The 24,194-nt window shown below is 43.0% G+C and carries 17 protein-coding genes; 14 read left to right on the forward strand and 3 right to left on the reverse strand.

The features are described 5' to 3' along the window. The first annotated feature begins 2 nt into the window (after nucleotides 1–2). The 11 genes from BMW86_RS23305 to BMW86_RS23355 all read left to right on the forward strand — a co-directional run bounded on the left by BMW86_RS23305 (nucleotide 3) and on the right by BMW86_RS23355 (nucleotide 18,769). A complete protein-coding gene (locus BMW86_RS23305; protein ID WP_089784428.1) occupies nucleotides 3–425 on the forward strand; it encodes a hypothetical protein in 423 nt (140 codons plus the stop codon). 502 nt (nucleotides 426–927) lie between these two features. Continuing rightward, nucleotides 928–1,611, forward strand: coding sequence for a hypothetical protein (locus BMW86_RS23310; protein WP_143056670.1), 684 nt, complete (start codon nucleotides 928–930; stop codon nucleotides 1,609–1,611). A 108-nt stretch (nucleotides 1,612–1,719) separates the two neighbouring features. Beyond that, complete coding sequence (locus BMW86_RS23315; RefSeq protein WP_089784432.1) at nucleotides 1,720–3,312, forward strand: glycoside hydrolase family 43 protein; 1,593 nt, start codon at nucleotides 1,720–1,722, stop codon at nucleotides 3,310–3,312. Nucleotides 3,313–3,517: 205 nt separating this feature from the next. Beyond that, the gene (locus BMW86_RS23320) at nucleotides 3,518–6,469 is read left to right on the forward strand and encodes a SusC/RagA family TonB-linked outer membrane protein (protein WP_089784435.1); all 2,952 of its coding nucleotides are present in this window, start codon (nucleotides 3,518–3,520) and stop codon (nucleotides 6,467–6,469) included. An 11-nt stretch (nucleotides 6,470–6,480) separates the two neighbouring features. Next, nucleotides 6,481–8,106 carry a RagB/SusD family nutrient uptake outer membrane protein gene (locus BMW86_RS23325; RefSeq protein ID WP_089784438.1) on the forward strand — a complete coding sequence of 542 codons (1,626 nt, stop codon included), beginning with the start codon at nucleotides 6,481–6,483 and terminating at the stop codon, nucleotides 8,104–8,106. A gap of 2 nt (nucleotides 8,107–8,108) precedes the next feature. Next, on the forward strand, nucleotides 8,109–10,283 hold the full coding sequence (locus BMW86_RS23330) for a glycosyl hydrolase family 28 protein (protein ID WP_089784440.1): 2,175 nt from the start codon (nucleotides 8,109–8,111) through the stop codon (nucleotides 10,281–10,283). A 10-nt stretch (nucleotides 10,284–10,293) separates the two neighbouring features. Beyond that, nucleotides 10,294–12,195 carry a glycoside hydrolase family 88 protein gene (locus tag BMW86_RS23335; protein ID WP_089784442.1) on the forward strand — a complete coding sequence of 634 codons (1,902 nt, stop codon included), beginning with the start codon at nucleotides 10,294–10,296 and terminating at the stop codon, nucleotides 12,193–12,195. 92 nt (nucleotides 12,196–12,287) lie between these two features. Continuing rightward, complete coding sequence (locus tag BMW86_RS23340) at nucleotides 12,288–13,739, forward strand: tagaturonate reductase (RefSeq protein ID WP_089784444.1); 1,452 nt, start codon at nucleotides 12,288–12,290, stop codon at nucleotides 13,737–13,739. A gap of 57 nt (nucleotides 13,740–13,796) precedes the next feature. Next, nucleotides 13,797–15,452, forward strand: a complete 1,656-nt coding sequence (locus BMW86_RS23345) for a UxaA family hydrolase (protein ID WP_089784446.1) — start codon at nucleotides 13,797–13,799, stop codon at nucleotides 15,450–15,452. 86 nt (nucleotides 15,453–15,538) lie between these two features. Next, complete coding sequence (uxaC, locus tag BMW86_RS23350) at nucleotides 15,539–16,933, forward strand: glucuronate isomerase (RefSeq protein WP_089784448.1); 1,395 nt, start codon at nucleotides 15,539–15,541, stop codon at nucleotides 16,931–16,933. A gap of 363 nt (nucleotides 16,934–17,296) precedes the next feature. Continuing rightward, the gene (locus BMW86_RS23355; RefSeq protein WP_177189368.1) at nucleotides 17,297–18,769 is read left to right on the forward strand and encodes an alpha/beta hydrolase-fold protein; all 1,473 of its coding nucleotides are present in this window, start codon (nucleotides 17,297–17,299) and stop codon (nucleotides 18,767–18,769) included. A 275-nt stretch (nucleotides 18,770–19,044) separates the two neighbouring features. On the opposite strand, the gene BMW86_RS33230 is transcribed toward BMW86_RS23355, so the two are convergent. Further along, nucleotides 19,045–19,191, reverse strand: coding sequence for a hypothetical protein (locus BMW86_RS33230; RefSeq protein ID WP_255373016.1), 147 nt, complete (start codon nucleotides 19,189–19,191; stop codon nucleotides 19,045–19,047). Between the two features lie 37 nt (nucleotides 19,192–19,228). Here BMW86_RS33230 and BMW86_RS23360 point away from each other — a divergent pair, with 37 nt between their 5' ends. Further along, entirely contained in the window at nucleotides 19,229–20,290 is a 1,062-nt protein-coding gene (locus tag BMW86_RS23360) for a dipeptidase (protein ID WP_255373014.1), read from the forward strand. Nucleotides 20,291–20,340: 50 nt separating this feature from the next. Here the strand turns inward: BMW86_RS23360 and BMW86_RS23365 are convergent, their stop codons facing one another. Continuing rightward, the gene (locus BMW86_RS23365) at nucleotides 20,341–21,120 is read right to left on the reverse strand and encodes a sterol desaturase family protein (protein ID WP_089784454.1); all 780 of its coding nucleotides are present in this window, start codon (nucleotides 21,118–21,120) and stop codon (nucleotides 20,341–20,343) included. Nucleotides 21,121–21,198: 78 nt separating this feature from the next. Further along, nucleotides 21,199–22,086: an RNA polymerase sigma factor gene (locus BMW86_RS23370; protein WP_177189369.1), complete on the reverse strand. Its 888-nt coding sequence runs from the start codon at nucleotides 22,084–22,086 to the stop codon at nucleotides 21,199–21,201. Nucleotides 22,087–22,302: 216 nt separating this feature from the next. Here BMW86_RS23370 and BMW86_RS23375 point away from each other — a divergent pair, with 216 nt between their 5' ends. Both BMW86_RS23375 and BMW86_RS23380 read left to right on the forward strand, forming a co-directional pair. Beyond that, a complete protein-coding gene (locus BMW86_RS23375) occupies nucleotides 22,303–23,187 on the forward strand; it encodes a helix-turn-helix domain-containing protein (RefSeq protein WP_089784458.1) in 885 nt (294 codons plus the stop codon). A 90-nt stretch (nucleotides 23,188–23,277) separates the two neighbouring features. Continuing rightward, a complete protein-coding gene (locus BMW86_RS23380; protein WP_089784460.1) occupies nucleotides 23,278–24,186 on the forward strand; it encodes an alpha/beta hydrolase in 909 nt (302 codons plus the stop codon). Nucleotides 24,187–24,194: the final 8 nt, after the last annotated feature.

Below are 24,194 nucleotides of genomic sequence, written 5' to 3' on the forward strand. Positions count from 1 at the left end.
TTATGAACTGGAAAATTGTAGCAACAACATCAGGTGATAAAAAGGTAGGTCTGGTTTCAGATCTGCCTGCTTTTGATGAATATCTGAATTTGTATGATCTCCGTAACTGGAAAGAGATAATCGATATTGCGATAGAGGAAAGCCGGTTTGGTTTGGGGCAATATGAAGAGATCCTCTATCCAAATAGTTTGGACTGGCATGACATTAATGTTGCAGGAATCAATATTCCGGAGGATCGTGTTATGCATCGCATCACGTTTGAAGGTAATGGAGGGTTTCTGGTGAACAAGAAGGATTTCGACTCGGCGATTCTTGCGCTTGCTGAAAAATTAGTAGAAACGCATGAAAATAATCCCGGTTTACCCGAAGGCTGGGCTGCAGAAATGCGGGAAGCAATTTCCCGGCTTCAAGAAAAGTTAGGATAGATATAGAAAAGATAAAATAATAGTGATGGCGGGATTATCCCGCCATTTTTTTTAGCACTACCTAAGGAGTTCCCCTGATTTTGAAACAATCGATTTGATAACCTTCTTTCAGGTAATAATAAGGTCCTGATAAGCATTCTGATGAACTTTCTAAAATAATTTAATTGCATATAAGAACTATAAACAAGAAATATATAAAGCATATCTCTAGAAGTATATCTTATGTATGCTTCATATATGGATTATATATGGGTTATATATGGATTATATCTCTGATCACAAGCCAGTTAAGGCTTTACAAGGAAGGTGTTAAAAAGTACTAGCATGGATGATTGATTGAAAAAGACACTCTTTTTACATGTTTAATTAATATTGACTGTATATCAGTCACTTATATAAAATTCTGGCTTTGCTTATCAAGTCCTAGCCTTATTTGTATATACATTTCACATTATATATCTATTTAGTACGTATATTTGTATTCTTAATGTGATTATTTGTTATGGACAAAAGATCAATGGACTATCTGAAGAAGTATACAAATGACTTACAGATATTGTCTATTAATGACTTGCCTGACCCTGCTGCAGTATTACCTGCTTCCTGGCTGGAAGTTTTATCTGCTAATGAAGCCGAAAGAGCCGCTAAGATTCTGGAGCTGTGGCAGCCTTTTAATCACGAACTGGAGAACGTGCTGGTTTGCCTGAAAGAAAACCTGATCAGTATAGACCTGGTTTATCATACCAGCGGATACTCACTGATTTATGGCGTAAAAAGTGGAGACCATATCCGCTATTACGAAGGTAAAAACCCATTATCCAAGAATATTCCCGACCGCATCAGCAAATACTGGAATAACCTCCCGGAAGGACTCACCGCTTTTTACGAACAATTACATAATGGCTGGTTTTATTTCGCTTCCGAATCGATGGGCTTATCCCCGGTAGAAAACTGGAGTTTTTTAGGGGACGATCAGTGGAATATAGTAGAAGAACTGGGTAACCTGGATTTTTCCCTGAATGATATGCTGACCGTATATGGCAATGGTATGGGAGATTATGTTTCACTGGATGCACTCAAACCACACGGAGAAAGTATTTTGTGGTGGCATAACAAAGCGCCTCACAGAAGTATAGATTTCTGGACAGCCGTAGATACCTGGACTCACCTCGGATTAATCAATTAAAATATATATACTGTACTTTAAAGTCCTGCTTTAACCAAGCAGGACTTATTTTATTTATGCTATATTGGTGTCAGTTTCACACGTATTGAAAACTGAATTTCACTAATCATGCAGAAGTATATTTATTGTTTGGCAACTTTGCTGTTGATCTCCTTACATCAACATGCACAACAGAAGGCATGGGTACCTGACCTGGGTAACGGCTATTATAAAAACCCTGTGATAAATGCTGATTATTCAGACCCTGATGTGTGCCGGGCAGGAAATGATTATTACCTGGTAGCTTCCAGCTTCAATGCTGCTCCCGGCTTGCCAATACTACACTCAAAAGACCTTGTCAACTGGCAGATTATTGGACATGCTATTCAACGTCAGTTCCCATTAGCACATTTCGACAAACCCCAGCATGGTAATGGTTGCTGGGCACCATCTATCCGTTATCATAAGAACGAATTTTACATCTATTATCCTGATCCTGATTTTGGGATCTATATGATAAAAGCTACCAATGTTGCCGGCCCCTGGTCAGATCCGGTAATGGTGAAAGCTGGCAAAGGACTCATTGATCCCTGTCCTTTATGGGATGATGATGGTAAAGTCTATTTAGTACATGCATGGGCAGGAAGCCGGGCTGGTATTAAGAGTATCCTTACGCTGAACCGTATGAATGCGACAGGTACACAGGTAACTGATGAAGGGGTACTGATCTTTGACGGGCATCCTTCACAGCCTACGCTTGAGGGGCCAAAGTTCTATAAAAGAAATGGGTACTATTATATTTTTGCGCCTGCAGGTGGTGTAAGTACCGGCTGGCAGTTAGTACTCCGCTCAAAGAATATCTATGGCCCTTATGAGGAAAAAATAGTAATGGATCAGGGGAAGAGTCCCGTAAATGGTCCGCATCAGGGGGCCTGGGTGGAGACACTGGCAGGTGCGCATTGGTTCCTGCATTTCCAGGACAAAGGCGCTTACGGTCGTGTGGTCCATCTGCAACCCATGAAATGGGTCAATAACTGGCCTGTAATTGGTGAGGATAAAGATGGCGACGGGAAAGGTGAACCGGTCCTGAGCTATAAGAAACCTTTGATGGGCAACACCATTTCAGCTCCGGCAACTTCCGACGAATTCAATGCAAATACGCTGGGACTGCAATGGCAATGGCAGGCAAATCCGAGATCAACCTGGATGATGCCTTTCCCCAATAAAGGCGTATTGCGGTTATTCTCCGCACAATTACCGGATTCTTTCCATAACTATTGGGATGTTCCTAACCTGTTACTGCAAAAGTTCCCGGCAGATACATTTACAGCCACTGCAAAATGCTATTTTAAGCCCAATCCGAAGCTTGAAGGGGAACGGACAGGACTGATTGTCATGGGGACGAGTTATGCGTCTGTATCGGTCTCTAAGGGGCAACTGATATATGCTGTTTGTACAGATGCAGAGAAAGGCAATCCGGAACATCAGAAAATACTGGGTACCCTTACTGGTGACAGTTGCTGGTTCCGTGTAGTAATAAGTGCCGGTGCTGTTTGCCGCTTTAGCTATAGTACTAACGGTACGGATTTTATTCCGGCTGGTGAACCTTTCACTGCAGCGGCAGGACGCTGGGTAGGCGCCAAAATGGGGATCTTCTGTACCCGTCCCACGCAAATCAATGACTCCGGGTTTGCGGATTATGACTGGTTCCGGGTGGAATAAATAAGACATTAATGCCTTCTATATGCTTATGGATATAGAAGGCATCATTTCCGGGAACGTTTGCGTAAATAAATCCTCTTAATCCTTTCGCAATTAATGAATATAGCTGTAGAATTGTTTCGGGGATACTGTATGGAATAACGCTAACAGATATACGTCAGGACAACCCTCTAACCCGAAAGAAGAAAATAATAACGCACACGTTATGAAAAAACTGCTGATGATTTACTGGCTGTTGCTGGCCAGTACTGGTTTTGCATTGGCCCAAAGCCATGTAGTAAAAGGAAAAGTCACAGATGCATCTACCGGCGATCCGCTGGTGATGGTCAACGTTCAGTTAAAAGGTACATCTACTGGTACACGAACTGATGCATCGGGTAATTTTTCTCTCACATTGCCTTCCGATAAAGGAGAACTCGTATTTAGTTACCTGGGATACCAGGCGGTTACACAGGGTGTAAATGATAATATGAATGTGAAAATGGAAAAGGATAACAAACAACTGGATGAGGTAGTGGTAATAGGCTATGGCGAAGTGAAAAAAAGAGACCTTACCGGCGCTGTTGTATCCGTAAAAGGAGAAGAACTAAAGAAAGTACCTTCTACCAATGTGATGGAATCCGTACAGGGTAAGCTGCCCGGGGTGGATATCACCAAAAGTAATGGCGCCGCCGGAGCCAAAATCAATGTTACCGTGAGAGGGAACAGGTCTATCCGTGCGGATAACGGTCCGCTTTACATCGTGGACGGGGTACAGTATGAGAATATACAGGATATTAGTCCGAATGATATCCAATCCATGGAAGTGCTGAAAGATGCCTCTTCTACGGCTATTTACGGCTCCAGGGGTGCGAATGGAGTAATTATCATCACCACCAAAAAAGGTGTCTCCGGTAAACCCCGGGTGAGCGTAAACAGCTATGTAGGGAAATCGCAGGTGGCAGGATATCCTGCTATGGATACCGGCCCGCAATATGTTGCACTGAAAAGGGAGGCCAACCATACTACCGGCCGCTGGAACAGTGTGGCAGATGATCCCCTGATATTTAATGCGTCGGAAGTAACTGCGATCCAGAATAACCTCTGGACCAACTACGCCGATCTATTAATTCACGATGGACTGCAACAGGATTACCAGGTAGGAGTTTCCGGTGGTTCCGAAAAGACAAAGGTGTATTTGTCGCTGGATTATTTTAATGAAAAAGGCTTATTTAAACTGGATCAGCTGAAACGCTATTCCGGCCGTCTGAATATAGACCAGATAGTGAACAGTGTACTGAAAGTAGGCATGCAGAGCCAGATCACCTATTATGATCAGAATACCCGTCCTGATCCGCTGAACCAGGCGAATAAAATAGTACCACTGAATCTGCCTTATGATGACAAAGGACAACTGATCCTGTTCCCGAACAGTGGGTCTATGATCAATCCACTGGCAGATGAGCAGCCGAATGCTTATCAGAATAATTTCCATATTACCCGTACTTTCCTGAATGCTTATGTAGAGCTGACACCCTTGAAGGGATTAAGTTTCCGTTCTAACTTCGGTGTAACGCTGGATAATTCCCGGAACGGTATATATGCTTCTAAAAACACGATTGGCCGTTCTACAGCTTCTTCTTCCAGATCTCAGTATAATACAGGTAGCAAACGGTATATCAGCTGGGAAAACGTGCTGACTTACCAGAAAACCATCAAAGACCATTCCTTTGGTGCTACTGCAGTAGCGAGCTTGTTGTCTGATCAGCGGGATTCCAGTTTCTTACAGGGAGAAGGGCAGTTGCTGCCTTCCCAGCTTTACTATGCATTGGCTAATAATGTGAGCGGTATTGCGGTAAGAACGAGTTATATGGCCAGTAAGCTGATCTCTTTTACAGGTCGTTTGAATTATAACTATAAAGGAAAATACCTGTTATCATTAACCGGTCGTTCTGATGGTTCTTCGAAACTGGCGCCTGGTAATAAATGGGCTTTCTTCCCGTCTGTGGCAGGAGCCTGGAGGATAGGGGATGAAGAATTCATGCATAAACAGCATTTCTTCAGCGATCTGAAACTGCGTGCCAGTTATGGTATAGCAGGTAATGATGCGGTATCTCCTTATTCTACTGCCAGCTACTTAAGCAAAATACCTTTCTCATATGATGATACTAATTCAGCTTTGGCTTATGGTATCGGTAACCAGATAGGGAATAAAAACCTGAAATGGGAATTGTCTGCTACTACGGATATCGGTGTTGATTTTAGTATCCTGCATCAGCGGATCGGTTTCACAGCTGATTATTATGATACACATACCAAAGACCTTTTACTGCAAAGAACTTTACCTACTTCTTCCGGTGTAGGAACAGTGGTGCAGAATATTGGTAAAACACGTAACCGCGGGATAGAGATCGGTATCAATACAGCGAATATCAATACACATGGTTTCTCCTGGACTTCCAACATTACATTCTCTAAAAACAAAGAAGAGATCGTTGCATTGGCAGACGCGAATACCAATGATGTGGCAAATGGCTGGTTCATTGGTTATCCTGTGAAAGTATTTTACGATTATCAGAAAATCGGTATCTGGCAGAGCAAAGAAGCTGACCAGGCCACTAAATTCGGATATAAACCAGGAGATATAAAGGTGCGTGATGTTGATAACAGTGGAGTGTTAAATACGGCTGACCGTATTGTACTGGGCAAACAGGTGCCTACCTGGAGCGGCGGTATCAGTAATACTTTCAAGTATCACAACTTCGATCTTGACGTGTATGTATTTGCACGTATTGGTCAATGGATCAACTCTGAATATGCTGCGAAGTATGATCCACAGGGGTTAGAGAACAGTGCTAATTTTAATTACTGGACACCGGACAGGGAGACTAATGATTATCCAAGACCTAATGCCAGTGTATCTAAAGATGGTACACCGTTTATAAAAACATTAGGTTATAAGGATGGATCATTTGTGAAGATCAGGAATATCTCACTGGGATATTCGTTGCCTTCAGGGATCCTGAAACGTAGTCATATCAGTAACCTTCGTGTATATGTAACAGGTAAGAACCTGTTTACTTTCAGTAAGGTGAAAGACTATGATCCTGAGAGAGGAGGAGATCTGAGTAATCCGCTGACTAAAATGTATGTGGCCGGTTTGAATGTAGAATTTTAAACAATCAACAAATGAAACGCATTATAATCATGTTACTCAGCGTTGCTTTACTGGCGGCGTGTAACAAACAGTTAGAAGAATATAATCCATCCGGATTAACTACAGACCAGGTATTTAGTACGCCTGATGGTTTTGAGACATTAGTCAATGCCGCTTATTCGTATAACCGCTGGTGGTATGGGAAAGAAGAAGGGTATAGTCTGTCTGAAATGGGTACAGATCTCTGGACCAGTGGTACCGGAGATAAATACATTGATCTTACCCAATATTATAATTTACAGGCAAGCAATACCGTGGTGAGTGGTTTGTGGAAACAGTTATATGCAGCGATCAATCTTTGTAATACCGGTTTAGGCAGGATAGATAAAGCCGGTTATGCTGACGATAAAAAAGCTATTCGTAATGCGGAACTGCATTTTTTACGAGCCTTTTACTACTGGCATATCGTAGAGATGTGGGGTGGTGTGCATTTCACAGTTACAGAAACGAGTGGTGTGGAAACAACTGCTAACCGTACAGTAGTAGATAGTTTCTATGCGTTGATTTTCCGCGATCTTGAAACAGCGGTGAATAATTTACCCGTTACTACTACTGATTATGGCCGTGCGACTAAACCAGCGGCACAGGCTTTCCTGGCACGTATGTGTTTAACAAGGGGATTGAATGCACGTGCTGCTGCACTGGCGGATTCGGTGATCAATAATTATAGTTTTGTTTTATTGCCTAAGTATGCAGATTTATGGCGCATGGATAATCTGCAGAATAAAGAAGTAGTGTGGGCCGTTAATTATATGAAGAATTTAGTGTTTGATGACAGGGTGGATGCTTCTTTGTATCCTGGTGGTCATCCGAGAGGAGCGAACAACGGGCATTTGATGTTTGCTATGAAGTATGATGATTTACCAGGGATGCAGCGGGATATTTTAAATGGTCGTCCTTTTAACAGGTATATGCCAAGTTTATTCCTGCTGAACCTGTTTAATGAGCAGGTGGATAGCCGATATAATGCGACGTTTAAGTCGGTGTGGCTGTGTAATAACATAAAGACAGCGCCGGCTGGGATGAAACTGGGTGATACAGCTGTGGTTTGTTCAAAGTATGTGGTGGATGCTACCGGTAAGAACTACAGGGTGTATGACCGTAATACAACTTATAATACGGATGAAGGTGGGAAAGATCGCACCCATTATGTTTCTTTGCAGAAGTTTGATGATCCGACGAGAGCTGCTGTGGGTGAAGAAGAAAGTTCACGTGATGCATTTGTGATACGGTTGGCTGAGATGTATCTCATTGCTGCCGAAGCACAGTTTAACCTGAATAATTCGTCCAAAGCTGCTGACTATATTAATGTGATCCGTAAACGGGCAGCGGTGCCTGGTCATGAAGCGGAAATGGTGATTAGCGCTGCGGATATTTCTTTAGACTTTATCCTGGATGAAAGGGCGCGTGAACTGGTAGGAGAACAGCTCCGCTGGTTTGATCTGAAACGTACCGGGAAGTTAGCGGATCGTATTAAGAAGAGCCCGGATGCGGCAAAGTATTTTCAACCTTATCATGTGTTGAGACCTATCCCGCAGGATCAGATAGATGCAGTGACGAACAAGTCAGAGTTTACTCAAAATATAGGATATCAATAATTATGAAATACTACTTATTAGCTTTATTATTCCCGTTGATCAGCTGGATACAGCCTGAGACAAGGATCTTTATGATCGGAGATTCCACTATGGCAGATAAGCCCCTGGAAGGTAACCCTGAAAGAGGCTGGGGGCAGCTGTTCCCTGTGTTTTTTCAGGAGGGGGTAGTGATAAAGAATTACGCAGTAAACGGGCGCAGTACTAAAAGCTTTATAGATGAACACCGCTGGGATAGTGTACTGGTACAGTTAAAACCAGGAGACTGGGTGATGATCCAGTTTGGACATAACGATTCCAAGAAGGAAGATGCTACACGTTACGCAGCACCTCATGGAGCGTATAAAGAAAACCTGGAGCGTTTTGTAAAAGAAGCCCGTGCAAAAGGAGCTACGCCTGTATTAATAACGCCGGTAGAACGTCGCAAATTCGATAGTGCAGGCGCATTTGTAGACCAGCATGGAGAATACCCGGGTGTAGTTAGAGAAGTAGCCGCAGCATACAAAGTACCGCTGATAGATTTACAAAAAAGCAGTGAAGCGCTGATTGTAAAACAGGGGGTACAAGGTTCTGAAAGGTTGTTCAAAACAACACCCGCGGGTCATTATAAAGCGGTGCCCAACGGTGTTACTGATAACACACATTTCTCTTCTTATGGCGCTACACTGGTAGCCGGACTCGTAGCCGCTGAGATAAAAGACAAACATATTGGTTTAGAGAAATACCTGTTAACAACAGGATTCGAAGGGAAGTACCGCTTTGATTTACCAGAGATTTACGAACCCCATTTTAAAAAAGATACTATCAGCATAGTAACTTTCGGAGCAAAGGCTGACGGAGTAACGCTGAACAGTAAAAGTATCAATGCAGCTATTGATGCCAGCAGTAGTAAAGGCGGGGGAGTAGTCATGATCCCTCCGGGACTTTGGCTCAGTGGGCCTGTGGTATTAAAGAGCAATGTAAATCTATATCTGGCGCCTAATGCTATCTTACAATTCACAACAGATTTTGATCAGTATCCTTTGGTGGAAACAACTTACGAAGGGTTAAAAGCTTTCCGTTGTCAGGCACCGCTTTCTGCGGTGAATGCAGAAAATATTGCAATTACCGGTAAGGGGATTTTAGATGGAGGTGGAGATGCCTGGAGAATAGTGAAGAAAGATAAGTTAACGGAATCCCAATGGAGTAAGTTAATCGCGTCTGGTGGGATAGAAGGAGAGGACCATAAAACATGGTATCCATCCGCTAAATCTCTCAAAGGAAATAGTACTAAACTGGCAGGGGTAATCGCTCCTGGTAAAACAGCTGCGGATTATAATGATATCAAGGATTTCCTGCGTCCGAATATGATCAGCATTGCTTCCTGTAAGAATGTATTACTGGAAGGAGTTACTTTCCAGAACTCGCCTGCCTGGTGTATTCACCCGCTGTTATGTGAGCATATTACCATCAGGGATATATATGCTAAAAACCCCTGGTATGCACAGAATGGAGACGGACTGGATTTAGAGTCCTGCCGTTATGCGCGTATTGAAGGCAGTACGTTTGATGTAGGGGATGATGGGATCTGTATTAAATCAGGACGAGATGAGCAGGGGCGTAAACGTGGCATAGCTACAGAAGATGTGATCGTGCGTAACTGTACAGTGTATCATGCGCATGGCGGGTTTGTGATAGGTAGTGAGATGTCCGGAGGTGCGCGTAATATCTATGTATCTGACTGTTCTTTCCTGGGTACGGATATAGGATTGCGTTTTAAAACTACGAGAGGAAGGGGTGGTATCGTAGAGAAGATCTACGTGAATAATATCAATATGAAAGATATACCTGCGGAAGCTATCTTGTTTGATATGTATTATATGGCTAAAGATCCGGTAGTATTAGTGGGAGATAAAAGGGAAACGCCTAAAGTGGAATTATTCCCGGTCACAGAAGCAACTCCCCGGTTCCGGGATTTTCACATCAGCAATGTAGTATGTTATGGGGCTGCCAAAGCTATTTTTATAAGAGGATTACCCGAGATGGCTATCAGCGATATTTATCTTGAAGGGGTGGTAATAAAGGCGGATAAGGCCGGCGATGTAATTGCGGCTAATAATATCAGCTTAAGCCATGTGAAATTGATAACTTCGGATAGCGGGAAGATCAATGTGCAGGATAGCAAAGGTGTAAAACAATAAAATTATCAAGATGCTGAGAAAAAGGACCACGTTATTTTTTCTTTTACTGATGACTGGCACAGGCTCCGTTTTTGCGCAATCCGCGCAAATGGCTGTTACCATGATGCGTTTATGGAAAGATTCACTACAGGTAGAAGGCAGGCCCGCTCACTGGGCTTATGACCAGGGAGTGGTACTGGAAGGCTTTGCCGGGCTATGGAAGAATACCGGTGATGCAAAGTATTTCCGCTATATCCAGAAGGGTATGGACCATTATGTAGATAAAGAAGGGAATATCGCTACTTACAAACAGGATGATTTTAACATCGATAATATTAAAAACGGACGTTCCTTACTGCTGTTATACAAAGTAACAAACGATGAGAAATACCATCTGGCAGCGGCCCATTTAATGGATCAGCTGCGGAGTCAGCCCCGTACTAACGACGGGGGCTTCTGGCATAAAAAGCGTTACCCTTACCAGATGTGGCTGGATGGCCTGTATATGGGAGAGCCTTTTTACGCGGAATATGCAGCGCTTTTCCATGAAGACAAAGCCTTTGACGACATTACCCGCCAGTTTGTGCTGATGGAGCAGCATGCCCGCGATGCTAATACAGGGCTGTTGTATCACGGATGGGATGAATCCCGCCAGCAGCGCTGGGCGAATAAGACCACCGGTCGCTCTCCCAACTTCTGGGGACGTGCAATGGGATGGTACGGTATGGCATTGGTAGATGTGCTGGAGTTTTACCCGGCGAATCATCCTGGCAGGGATAGCTTATTACAGATCTTAAAACGTACCGCTACCGCTATCCAGAAATACCAGGACCCGGCTTCCGGCTGCTGGTACCAGATCCTGGATAAGCCCAAAGGGAAAGGCAATTACCTGGAAGCATCTGCATCCTGCATGTTCGTGTATGCACTGGCCAAGGCCGTGCGTCTGGGGTATTTGCCTGCTACTTACCTGCCGGTGGCAGAGAAGGGCTTTAAAGGTATCACTAAGCAGTTTGTTAAACCAGCCACTGAAGGTGGTGTAAACCTGGAAGGAACGGTGAGTGTAGCCGGATTAGGCGGAGACCCTTACCGCGATGGCAGTTATGAGTATTACCTGAGCGAAAAGGTAGTAGAGAATGATCCCAAAGGTGTAGGTGCCTATATGATGGCCGCTAATGAATTGGATATGGCGGCTATTCCTAAGACCGGTAAAGGACTAACGATCTCTATTGATAATTACTTTAACAATGAATGGCGGAAAGATGCTGGTGGACAGCAATCATCCTGGCATTATGTGTGGACGGAAATGGATAATGGTGGCTATTCTTTATGGGGGCATATTTTCCATAACAAAGGCGTTCGTACTAACATGTTATCGGAGGCGCCAACGGCTGCCAGTCTGGCCCATACAAATATTTTCCTGATGGTAGACCCGGATACGGAGAAAGAAACGGCGAAGCCGAATTACATGAATGCGAAAGATGCGGAAGAGATCTATAACTGGGTGAAAAAGGGTGGTATACTGGTGATTATGCAGAACGATTCCGGAAATGCCGAAATAAAGCGATTTAACACGCTTACAGAGCGTTTTGGTATGCACTTCAATGAAGATAGTAAAAACCATGTAATAGGTACTCAGTTTGAGCAGGGAGCATTATATATCCCTGCGGGTAATGCGGTATTCCCGAATACAAAGAAAGTTTACATCAAGGAGTTGTCTACTATCAATGTCTCTTCACCGGCAACGGCGTTATATTCCAATAAAGGGGATGTGATTATGGCAGTCGCGAAAATAGGCAAGGGTACTGTGTTTGCGGTAGGTGATCCCTGGTTCTATAATGAATACCTGGATGGGCGACGTTTAACACCGGAATTTGAAAATTACCAGGCAGCTACGGATCTCGCTGACTGGTTGATTAAACAGGCAAAACACTAATTAAGACTCCGTAGGAGTTACGTGTTTGTAGGAAAAATCTAATATTTTTATTTGACTCCGTCAGGAGTTCCCTGATATATAATAATCCTGATATGCAATTAAATAAGGGCTCGCTTTCAACTGTCAACAAAAAGGAAAATCTTCAACTGCCTGTTAATACAGATCAGCCGGAGAAAGTGTTACAATTTGGTACCGGTGTATTACTGCGTGGGTTACCGGATTATTTTATAGATAAAGCAAACAAGCAGGGTGTATTCAACGGCCGTGTGGTAGTAGTAAAATCTACAGACAAAGGTGATACGGATGCTTATGCGAAACAGGATAACCTCTACACCCTGTGCATGCAGGACCATAAAACAAAAGAGTACATCGTTAATGCGGCTGTCAGCCGGGTATTATCTGCTGCAACAGAATGGGAGACTATCCTGAAATGTGCAGAGAATCCTGAAATGGAAATCATTATTTCCAATACAACAGAAGTAGGTATTACTTTATCAGAGGATGACGTACATGCGGCTCCGCCTAAAAGTTTCCCGGGTAAGTTACTGGCGTTCTTATTACACCGTTATAAACATGGTGGTAAAGGAATGGTGATCGTCCCTACGGAACTGATAGTAGATAACGGGAATAAGTTAAAAGATATTGTACTGGAACTGGCAGCCAGAAATAAGTTAGATAAAGATTTTATCAACTGGCTGGGCAAGGCTAATTATTTCTGTAATTCTCTGGTAGACCGTATCGTACCAGGGGCTTTACCTGCAGCTGCACATGCAGCAATAGAAAAAGAACTGGGATATAAAGATGAACTGATGATCATGTCTGAAGTATATGCTCTCTGGGCTATTGAAGCAGATGATCCTAAAGTGAAAGAAATACTCTCTTTTGAGAAAACTGATAACGGTGTTGTTATCGTACCAGATATTAACGTATTCCGGGAGTTGAAACTACGCTTGCTGAACGGTACACATACACTCTCCTGTGGCATGGCTTACCTGGCAGGATTTGACACTGTGAAAGCCGCGATGAGTGACCCTGCAATGGAAGGGTTTATCTCTACGCTGATGCGCTCTGAATTAGTACCTGCCATTACTGACATTTATATAAGGGAAGATGCTGCGCAGCGGTTTACCAGTAGTGTACTGGACCGCTTCCGTAATCCTTACATAGAACACCGCTGGATCAGCATTACCATGCAGTATACTTCCAAGATGAAGGCAAGGGTAGTACCTATTTTACAGAAACATTACCAGCGTTCACAGGATGTGCCTGCGCTGATGGCGCTGGGTTTTGCTACTTATTTGTTATTCATGCGCAACAGTGAGCAGGTAACAGATGATCATGCCGCTTTATTAAGAGAGAAATGGCAGCGTTTGGAACCGGCTGTACTGGTGAAAGATGTACTGTCTGATGTAACATTGTGGGGAACAGATCTCACAGCGTTGAAAGGGTTTGCACATATGGTAACAGTGATGCTGGGCGCCTTGCTGAATGAAGGAGTAAAAGGCTTATTACAACGTGTATCCGGAGAATTATCGGAGATCTAAACAACGCAAAAATATAAGAGAAAAGATCTGAAAGATCTAAATATTAAAATTGAAGGGATGAAAAGAAAGGTATTGAAAGTCCACCCGCAGGACAATGTAATCGTTGCACTGACAGATCTCAAAAAGAACGAGATGGTGGAAGAGAATGGGCAGATCTATACATTACAGGAAGATATACCCGCCAAACATAAATTCACTGAAACAGCACTGGAAACCGGTGATGCCATCAAAATGTATGGCGTACTGGTAGGCCGTGCAAAACAACCGCTGGCTGCGGGCATGCGCATAGCCGTAGGCAATGTGCAACATGCTGCCAGTGATTTCAAACTGGCGGAACAGCGGAAAACAGCCTGGCATATGCCGGATGTAAGCGCCTGGCAACAACGTACTTTCCAGGGTTTTCACCGGGCAGATGGTAGTGTAGGAACAGGTAACTATTGGCTGGTCATCCCGCTGGTATTTTGTGAGAACAGGAATGTGGATGTACTGAGAGAAGCACTGGTAGAAGAACTGGGATACGGACGTCCTAAGAAATATGCAGCTTTTGCCAGACAACTGGCAGAACAATACAAACGTGGCGCAGATGCCGGTAGTATACTGGAAACAGTTTACACAGAGAAGGAAAACAGCGCGATGAACGCCCGTCTATTTGAAAATGTGGACGGCGTTAAATTCCTCACACATGAAGGCGGATGTGGTGGTATCAGGCAGGATGCACAAACATTATGCGGACTGCTGGCTGGATATATCACTCATGCTAATGTAGCAGGAGCAACGGTGTTAAGTCTGGGTTGCCAGAATGCGCAGGCAACCATGTTACAGGATGAGATAAAGAAACGCTCTCCTGATTTCAGCAAACCTTTATTTATACTGGATCAGCAGCAGATAGGTACGGAGCAGGAGTTGATCTCTACCGCTGTAAAACAAACCTTTACCGGTTTGATGGAAGCGAACAAAGTTACCCGTCAGCCAGCGCCGCTGAGTAAGTTAGTGATAGGATTGGAATGTGGTGGTTCTGATGGCTTCTCCGGTATTTCAGCGAATCCGGCTATCGGCTATACTTCTGATCTGCTGGTAGCATTGGGCGGTAGTGTGATCCTCTCTGAGTTTCCTGAGTTATGTGGTGTAGAGCAGGAAATGAGCGACCGCTGTGTAAGGGATACGGATGCATTGCGTTTTATAGACCTGATGCGTACATATCAGCGCAGGGCAGAAGAAGCGGGATCAGGGTTTGATATGAACCCTTCTCCCGGCAATATCAAAGACGGGTTAATTACTGATGCGATAAAATCGGCAGGAGCAGCTAAAAAGGGTGGTACATCACCGGTGGTAGATGTGCTGGATTATCCGGATAAGGTAACACAACCAGGTTTAAACCTGTTATGTACGCCAGGCAATGATGTGGAGTCTACAACGGCAGAAGTAGCCGCAGGCGCCAGTATAGTGTTGTTTACAACAGGGTTGGGTACACCAACAGGCAATCCTGTTGCGCCGGTGCTGAAAGTTTCCAGCAGTACAAAGTTGTACAACAAGATGCCGGACATCATCGATATCAATACAGGTACAATCATAGATGGAGAAGAATCCATCCAGCAGGCAGGAGAACGTATACTCGACTACGTAATACAGGTAGCCAGTGGTGTTACGCCCGCGAAATCTGTGGTTAACGGTCAGGATGATTTTATTCCCTGGAAGAGAGGCGTATCTCTGTAAAACTGATTAGTAACGACTAATCAAGAGAGAGGTGTGTCCCTACGTATCTCTGTAAACAAACTACTAACAGCTAATCAATATTAATAATGAAGAAGTTCCTGGATGAAAATTTTCTCCTGAACACAGCTACGGCTCAGAGATTGTATCATGACTTCGCGAAGGAAATGCCAATCATAGATTATCATTGTCATCTTCCACCGGCACAGATAGCCGCCGATACTAAGTTTGAAAACATTACGCAGGCCTGGTTATATGGCGATCATTACAAGTGGAGAGCCATGCGTACAAATGGTGTACATGAAAGCTACTGCACCGGAGATAAAAGCGATTGGGAGAAATTCGAACAATGGGCAACGACCGTTCCCTATACTTTACGTAACCCGCTATATCATTGGACTCACCTGGAACTGCAACGTTATTTTGGTGTAAATGAAATTCTCAACCCATCCTCAGCAAGAAGAATTTTTGATACCTGCAATGAGCAATTACCAGCTTACAGTACACGTACATTACTAAAGAAAATGAAAGTGGCCGTAGTATGTACAACTGATGATCCGGCAGATACACTGGAACACCATTATCAGTTAAACAAAGAAGGTTTTGATATACCTATTCTGCCCGCATTCCGTCCGGATCAATCTATGAATGTAGATGATCCTGTTAAATATAATCAGTATTTAAATAAACTGGAAGAGACTGCTGGTATCACTATCAGCACTTACCAGCATTTACTGGATGCTTTAAAGAGCAGGCATGATTTCTTTGCAATAATGGGTTGTACAGTATCAGATCATGGGATAGAGGAAATCTATGCAGAGGATTTTACAGATGCAGAAATAACCGCTGTTTTTCTTAAAGTAAGAAGCGGAAAAGCTTTACAATTATCTGAAATAAAACAATTCAAATCTGCTTTGTTATTACAACTGGCAGAATGGGATTGGGAAAAAGGCTGGGTACAGCAATATCACCTGGGAGCCTTGCGCAATAACAATTCGCGCATGATGCGCTTATTGGGCCCTGATACCGGTTGGGATTCTATAGGGGATTTCTCTCAGGCAAGAGCATTGGCAAAATTCCTGGATAGATTAGATAGTCAGGATAAATTAGCTAAAACTATCCTCTATAATCTTAATCCCAGTGATAATGAATTACTGGCAACGATGATAGGTAATTTCAATGATGGTTCTATAGCAGGTAAAGTACAATTTGGCTCCGCCTGGTGGTTTTTAGATCAGAAAGACGGGATGGTGAAACAGTTGAATGCCTTGTCTAATATGGGATTACTGAGCAGGTTCGTAGGTATGCTCACAGACTCAAGAAGTTTCCTTTCTTTCCCCAGACATGAATATTTCAGAAGGATAGTATGTGAGTTATTCGGGCAGGAAATAGAGCAGGGAGAGCTGCCCGATGATATTGAATGGGTAGGGAAAGTGATACAGGATATCTGTTATAATAACGCGAAGCAATACTTTCACTGGTAATAAAACAGAGGCTGTCCGTTTTGGACAGCCTCTTGTAATTAGGCAGTATGACAGCGTAGATTGGCAGATGTTGTTGATCGATAAATACACTGCATCTGACTGTTTAGTTCTCTGATTTAGCTTTGGAATATGGGCTCAGCATTTGTTTTTCAATTTAACTTCACCTAATATTCACGTCAGATAAGGTGTATTTATCGATCAACAACATCTCGCGCGAAGATTATGTAATCAAACTGAGGCACTACCTATAATTATAGCATGCTGCATTTAATAAGTATTTTTATTATCTTGCCGTAACAGCTAAATCCTTATTGAATGAAAAACAAATCCCTCTTTTTTCTTATCCTGTTAATAATTAGCTGTATGGCTAATAGGAGCCAGGCACAAGATACCGTTAGGAGAATAGTCGATATAGGAGTACTTGATTCTTTACATTCAAACATTTTAAAAGAAGAACGGCTTTTACAGATATTCATGCCTCAAAACTATAAACCAGGGAGTACTGATAAATACGATGTGTTGTATGTGCTTGATGGTGGTAACTGGAATACGGGCTTGATAAAAAATGTGCAGCATTTTTTAGAAGGAGAGAGCTACATGCCTCCAACAATAATTGTAAGTATACTAGGTATTGACCGTAATAAGGATCTCACACCAACTCATTTGGATAGTTGGAAAACATCAGGAGGTGGTGCTAATTTCCTCGGTTTTATCAAAAATGAGTTGATACCTTATATTAATGAAAAATATCCCTCTAATGGAGATAATACGCTTTGGGGGCATTCATTAGGTGGCTTGTTTGTTATCAATTCGATGTTAAATGAGCCAAAAACTTTTAAGACATACATTGCTGTGGATCCCAGTCTCTGGTGGGATGACAGTTACATACAAAAGATCGCACCTGATAAGTTGCCTGCATTAGCAGGTTTAAATATCACGTTGTTCATAAGTGGAAGAGAGGGAAATGAAACAATGAAGATCGCTACAATGGATACCATCCTTAAGAAGATGGCTCCCGCAGGGCTAAGCTGGAAAAGTGTCAGGTACCCCGATGAAACGCATAGTTCGGTAAGACTAAAAAGTATATACGACGGGTTGAAGTTTGCCTATGGATGGGCTAATGGTTCAATTGAATTTCATCCAATGAATGGTATGATTTTGAAAGATAAGCCCATTAAAATATGGTACTTTGGTGATACTACAAAAGTTCATTACACCATTGATGGAAGCGAACCCACCATGTTGTCTGCAAGTATACAACCAGAGATTAATTTAACTGATGCTGCTAAAGTTACTATGAAGCAGTTTACAAGCCGGTCGAGGTATGATAAGATCAAAACCGGTGATTTTATATCTGAAAAAACACTGAAGCCCGTTTCAAAACAAAAGGATGTACAATCAGGAGGCTTTCATTATGCTTATTATGAGGGAAAATGGGGCGATTCTACAAACTTTAAAGACTTGAAACCACAGAAAGAAGGAATAACAGGTGCCGATTTTGATGCTGATAAACTTCCACAGCAAAATAATTTCGCCTTAGTGATTGATGGATTATTGGAGACAAAAGAAGATGGTTATTATATTTTTGTTCTGGATGCTGATAAAGGTTCAAAACTATACCTTAATAACCGGTTACTGATACGATGGAATGGCTCTTACAGCAACAGGACGTATTCATACATATTACCTCTGGAAAAGGGATTTTATTCACTACGCTTAGAATATCTGCATAAGAATGAAGATTTTAAATTAAAACTGGCTTATGTTACACCGGGTATCATGAATACTAAGAATCCTATTCCGATTCCTGTAAATCTTCAATATAGCCACAATTGACAAAGTCCTTATGCTATGCAACAAATTGTCATTGGCTACCGTAGGAAATAAATTCATAGAATTTATTTCCTACGGTTCCTTCTTCCCCCGACGAGACCAACTACCCAAAAGTTGCTGCAAAAATGAAATTTTTAAAGACATATAATTATATCTGACAGTATCTCTTGTTCTACAGATGAATTGTACACCTCCATTTATCATAATTCAATACCTGATAGGTTTTAATGCCCGTAATTTGACATGGATTAAACTTAATTGGAAATTATGATTAAATCTCAATCTGCATGGTCGCGGCGGGAGTTTCTCACCGCCGTTACTGGTACAGGTGCTGCGATGATGCTGAACCCACTGGCGGGGTGGACTATCGGGGAAGTGGATCCTCGTGTGGCTGCTATCGTTGCTGCCACTATAGGCATCGACACGCACAATCATATTGATGTCCCCCTCACTACAGCTGAGGTGCCTGGTCCAACTATAGACCTGGCCGGAGAGATGAAGCAGTCGGGCTTATCTGCCATCTGTATGACATTCGCCGTCGATTATCAAAAATTGCAAAACCCCGGAGATGCCTATGAACGGTTCCTGAACGGGTTGGCTTCAATGGATAAGCAACTGGAACAAAACCATATGAAGCGTTCCCTGAACCTGGCAGACCTTCGCAGTGCGCATAAGAAGCACCAGCCAAATGTCATTCAATCAGTGGAAGGTGCTCACTTTCTAGAAGGACATCTGGAGCGACTCGGAGTGGCATACAACCGGGGCTTGCGGCATCTCGGATTACTCCACGACAACGATGCATCCGTGCCATTGGGTGATGTGTTCACTAACCCCGCAGTTTTTGGCGGACTGACAGCTTTCGGAGCGGACGTTATAAGGGAATGCAACCGCCTGGGTATACTCGTGGACCTGTCGCATGCCAGCGCGGATACGGTGGCCGCTGCGCTGAAAGTGGCGAACCGTCCGGTACTTGTCTCTCACACCGGACTTGATTCCCGGGTGGGTCAGAACCCGTTCATGGCAAACATGATGCGGCCAAGACTCATTAGCAAGGAGCATGCAAAGGTTGTTGCTGATGCCGGTGGTGTGATTGGCGTATGGACACATCTGGCCGATTCTCCATTGGAGTATGCACAGAATGTTCGTGCTCTTGTTGATGTTATCGGAATTGACCATGTCTGCATCGGTACTGATACCAAGTTGACCCCGGGGAACAACAGACCCGGTGGTGGCCCTGGCCAGCGACCTGGTGGCGGCCCTGGTAAAGATTCTATTAAACACAACGATGGTCCCCCAGGAGATAATCATAACGAAGGTCCCAAAGGTGATAATCAACATAATGGTGCTCCAAATAAAGGCCGTGTTGGTGAGCGTACAAACGAAGCATGGAAAGACCAGAAGGCTGGATTCTATTACGCCGTTGTTGATGCGATGTTAAAAACCGGCTTCACTGAAGAAGAAATTGGCAAGGTAGGCGGAGGTAACTTCTGCCGCGTGTTTGATGCGGCCACGAAAGGGCATTGATTGGAAGAAAGGATGTATCAAAATATACTTTTGATACATCCTTTTGTTAATTATTTTTTAAAAGGAGAGACCATCAGATGACTTACTTTTTGCTGGTGATCTTCTTTAAATTCATCCAGTCCGTAGGTAATCTCATGCGGTTGTGTATGCCCCCAGGTACCGAAGATCCTGTCCCAGAAAGTAAATACATCTCCATAGTGAGAGTCCGTCAGTTGCCGATGAGCAGAGTGATGGATTTTATGCCATCCGGGAGTAGCTATCACCAATCGCGCAATACGCTCGAACCAGTCAGGCAGTTTCACATTGCTGTGTTGCATAATTAGTAAGGGTAGTGCAATGGTGCCATAGATGACAAATGTTGTCATGGAAATGCCCAGTACGGCAACAGCTAAACCCTGGTAAATAAATAGCGCCACAATCGCATCTATGGGATGAAACCTTAGTGAAGAAGACACGTTGAGATGCAGATCAGAGTGATGGATCCGGTGGAAGCGCCACAGGAAAGGTACTTTGTGCTGGAGGTTATGGGTAAGATAACTTCCGAAATCAAATAGTAAAATACCCAGGATCACTTTTGCAGTGGCCGGTATATTCACATGGTTCAGCAAACCCCAATTGTTCTTTGCGGTCCATTCGAGGATCATTACCACCAGAATCCCCAGTCCGGCATTCATAATAAAGGAAATCAGCGAAACCGTGAAATTCCGCCTGTAATGCCGCTTTATGTTAGCCGGACGATTCAGGTAAGGAAAGAGGTTTTCAATGCTATACATCAGGATCAGTAAGACAATCAATACGATCGGCTGGATGTTGGCAAGTAATTCAATCATAGCTATCCGTTTTAGATTTTATACCAGATGCCTGTATTGTATAAAAAGTTCGATACAGCTATATATTTTTTTTGAGAATTATGAATACTGACTGGTAGCCAGTATGTTAGTGCGTAATGCATGGTAAAAGCGCATTCTTGATATAATCCCGTTTTCCCGGTAAAAGGTTAAATATGAGTCAGGAGGGCAGTGATTGGGATGTTCAGCAGAGTTTTGAAAGGAAACATGCATGACGGACAGATCGCCGCTGCTGATGCAGGAGTTGACGGCTGATATACAACTGCCATGTTCAAAGTCGTCATAAATACCATCTTCAAATATATATCTTCCCTGTACTGTTTTGCCGCTGGTGAATACCAGATTCATATCATTATTGATATGATCCAGCAGTTTGGGCAGGTAACCGATGTCGTGATAAACGCCCGGTATCAGTTCAGTGTACAGACCATTCCAGTATTGAGCGCTTTTAAACTCACGTTCATCTGCATGCTGGTGATTATTCCAATGCTTGATCAACTGCTTTTTCCCTTCACTCAGCCTGCTTTTTACAGTGCCCACCGGCACTCCTGTGATAGCCGCAATCTGTGAGTAGGTATTAAACTCACTCAGATATCTTAATATAACGGTATGCCGCAATGCTTCGGGCAGGAAGGAGAGGGCGGTGAATAGCGCGTCACGCAGGGAGAGCTGCTCGAAATGCCTTTCTATACTTTCATCAATCAGCTGCATGTTTTCCGGGATCTCATTCAGTGGCTTTTCTTTTCTTAACAGTTGGTAACAGCAGTTGGCCGTTATTCTTTTCAGCCAGGGAAGGAAGGCATCCGGGTTTTTGAGCTGGTGGAGGTTTGTATAGGCGGTTATAAAGGCATCCTGTACAGCGTCTTCAGCAGCAGGAGTATTTCCGAGGATTCTTAAGGCGACGGAGTACACCTGCGGGCGGTAACGGTTGAATAATATGTTCAGCATTTGAGGGTCACCGTTTAGAGCGGCAATAGATATGTGTTGTAACTGGTTAAACTTCATGTAGATGTTGACTTGGTAACAATGGGGGCAAAGATAAGGGGAGATGGGAATATGGATTGTTAAATAGCGGACAATATTTTATAATGTGCTGTGTTTGTGGCGGATGGTTTGGAAAGGAACACAGAACCCCCATCTGTTTAATTTTCTTAACTTTGAGATATGGTGGATGCAACATTAGGAAGTTCAGAAGAGTTAAAGAAACTCAATCTTAAACTGAAAGGCTTCAAGATCTATGAGGTGCAGGATACGTTTGTGGGTTTGCCGGATTACTCACGTAGGGATTTTTATAAAATCTGCTTACACCATGGCCAAAGCACTATTCATTATGCCGATAAAAGCGTTTCAGTGAACAGGTATACTTTGTTTTTTGGAACGCCTCACATACCGTATTCCTGGGTTGTAGAGTCAGCACAGCAGAATAGTTTTACCTGCATTTTTACTGAAGAGTTTTTAAACAATAATGAGCGGTTGAAAAGTCTTCAGGAATCTCCCTTTTTTAAAATTGGTGGCACACCTGTATTTACGTTGGATGAGATTACTTATGAGTCCATCAAATCGATTTTTCAGAAAATGATTGTAGAGCAGGAGTCTGCATACCAGTATAAAGATGAATTAATCAAGAACTATATCAACCTGATTATTCACGAAGCCCATAAATTACAACCCTCAGAGAATTTTTTCACCGCTCCAAATGCATCTGCCAGAATCTCAGGTCTGTTTATTGAACTTTTGGAAAGGCAATTTCCAATAGACAATCCTCATCAGTCTTTATCAATCAAAAACCCTCAGGACTTTGCAGACAGACTGAATATCCACGCTAATCATCTTAATCGTGCTGTAAAGCAAACCACTGGAAAGACTACCAAGGATCATATTACAGAAAGAATTGCTTCAGAGGCAAAAGCACTATTAATTAATACAGATTGGAACGTGGCAGATATTGCTTATGCCCTGGGTTTTGAGTACCCGACTTATTTTAATAATTTTTTCAAGCGGGTAGCTGGTATTACACCCAGTTCTTTGCGGAAAGGAAGGATTGTTTGAAAATCATACTTATTTGTTTAATAATCTTTAGCCCTGACCCTCAATGTCGTAATAGCTTTGAGTTATAGATTATTCACAAAAAAGTATGTTATGTTACAAGCAGTAAAATTTAAAAACAGGACCTGGGATGTTGCCGCTAATATCCATTTCCCCAAAGATTTTGATCAAACTAAGAAATATGCAGCTATAGTGTGCGTACACCCCGGAAGCAGTGTTAAAGAGCAAACCTCCGGTTTGTATGCTTCCAAATTAGCAGATGGAGGTTTTGTGGCTATTGCTTTTGATGCTTCATTCCAGGGAGAAAGTGGTGGAGAACCCCGCTATATTGAAGACCCTGCAACCCGTGTGGAAGATGTACGTTGCGCTGTAGATTATCTGACTACATTGGACTTTGTGGATGAAAACCGTATCGGCGTATTAGGTGTTTGTGCAGGTGGTGGTTATGCTGTAAATGCTGCCATGTCGGAAAGGCGTATCAAAGCGGTGGGTACAGTAGTAGCTGCAAATATTGGTCGTGCGTATCGTGAAGGGAATCCTCTTCAGACACTGGAAGCAGTTGGTAAACAACGTACAGCGGAAGCTAATGGAGCAGATTCAATGATTACAAACTGGATACCGAATTCTCCCGAAGAAGCAAAACAAGCAGGTGTAACTGAATTAGATATCGTAGAAGCAGTGGATTATTACAGAACGTCAAGAGGACAACAACCTACGGCTTGTAATAAACTTCGCTTTACAAGTGTTGGATCTGTGATGGCCTTTGATGCTTTCCATTTGGCAGAGCAATTATTAACCCAGCCATTATTGATCGTGGTGGGAGATAAAGTAGGAGCTTTTGGTTCTTATAGAGATGGTTTTGAATTGTATGGTAAAGCAGCTTCGAAGAATAAAAGCATTCACGTTGTTCATGGAGCAAGCCACTACGACTTATATGATCAACCTGAAGCAACAGGTCAGGCAGTTGATAAATTGCTTCCCTTTTTCAGAGAAAACCTGTAAATGAAGAA

Source organism: Chitinophaga sp. YR573 (genome assembly GCF_900110995.1).
Lineage (GTDB): Bacteria > Bacteroidota > Bacteroidia > Chitinophagales > Chitinophagaceae > Chitinophaga.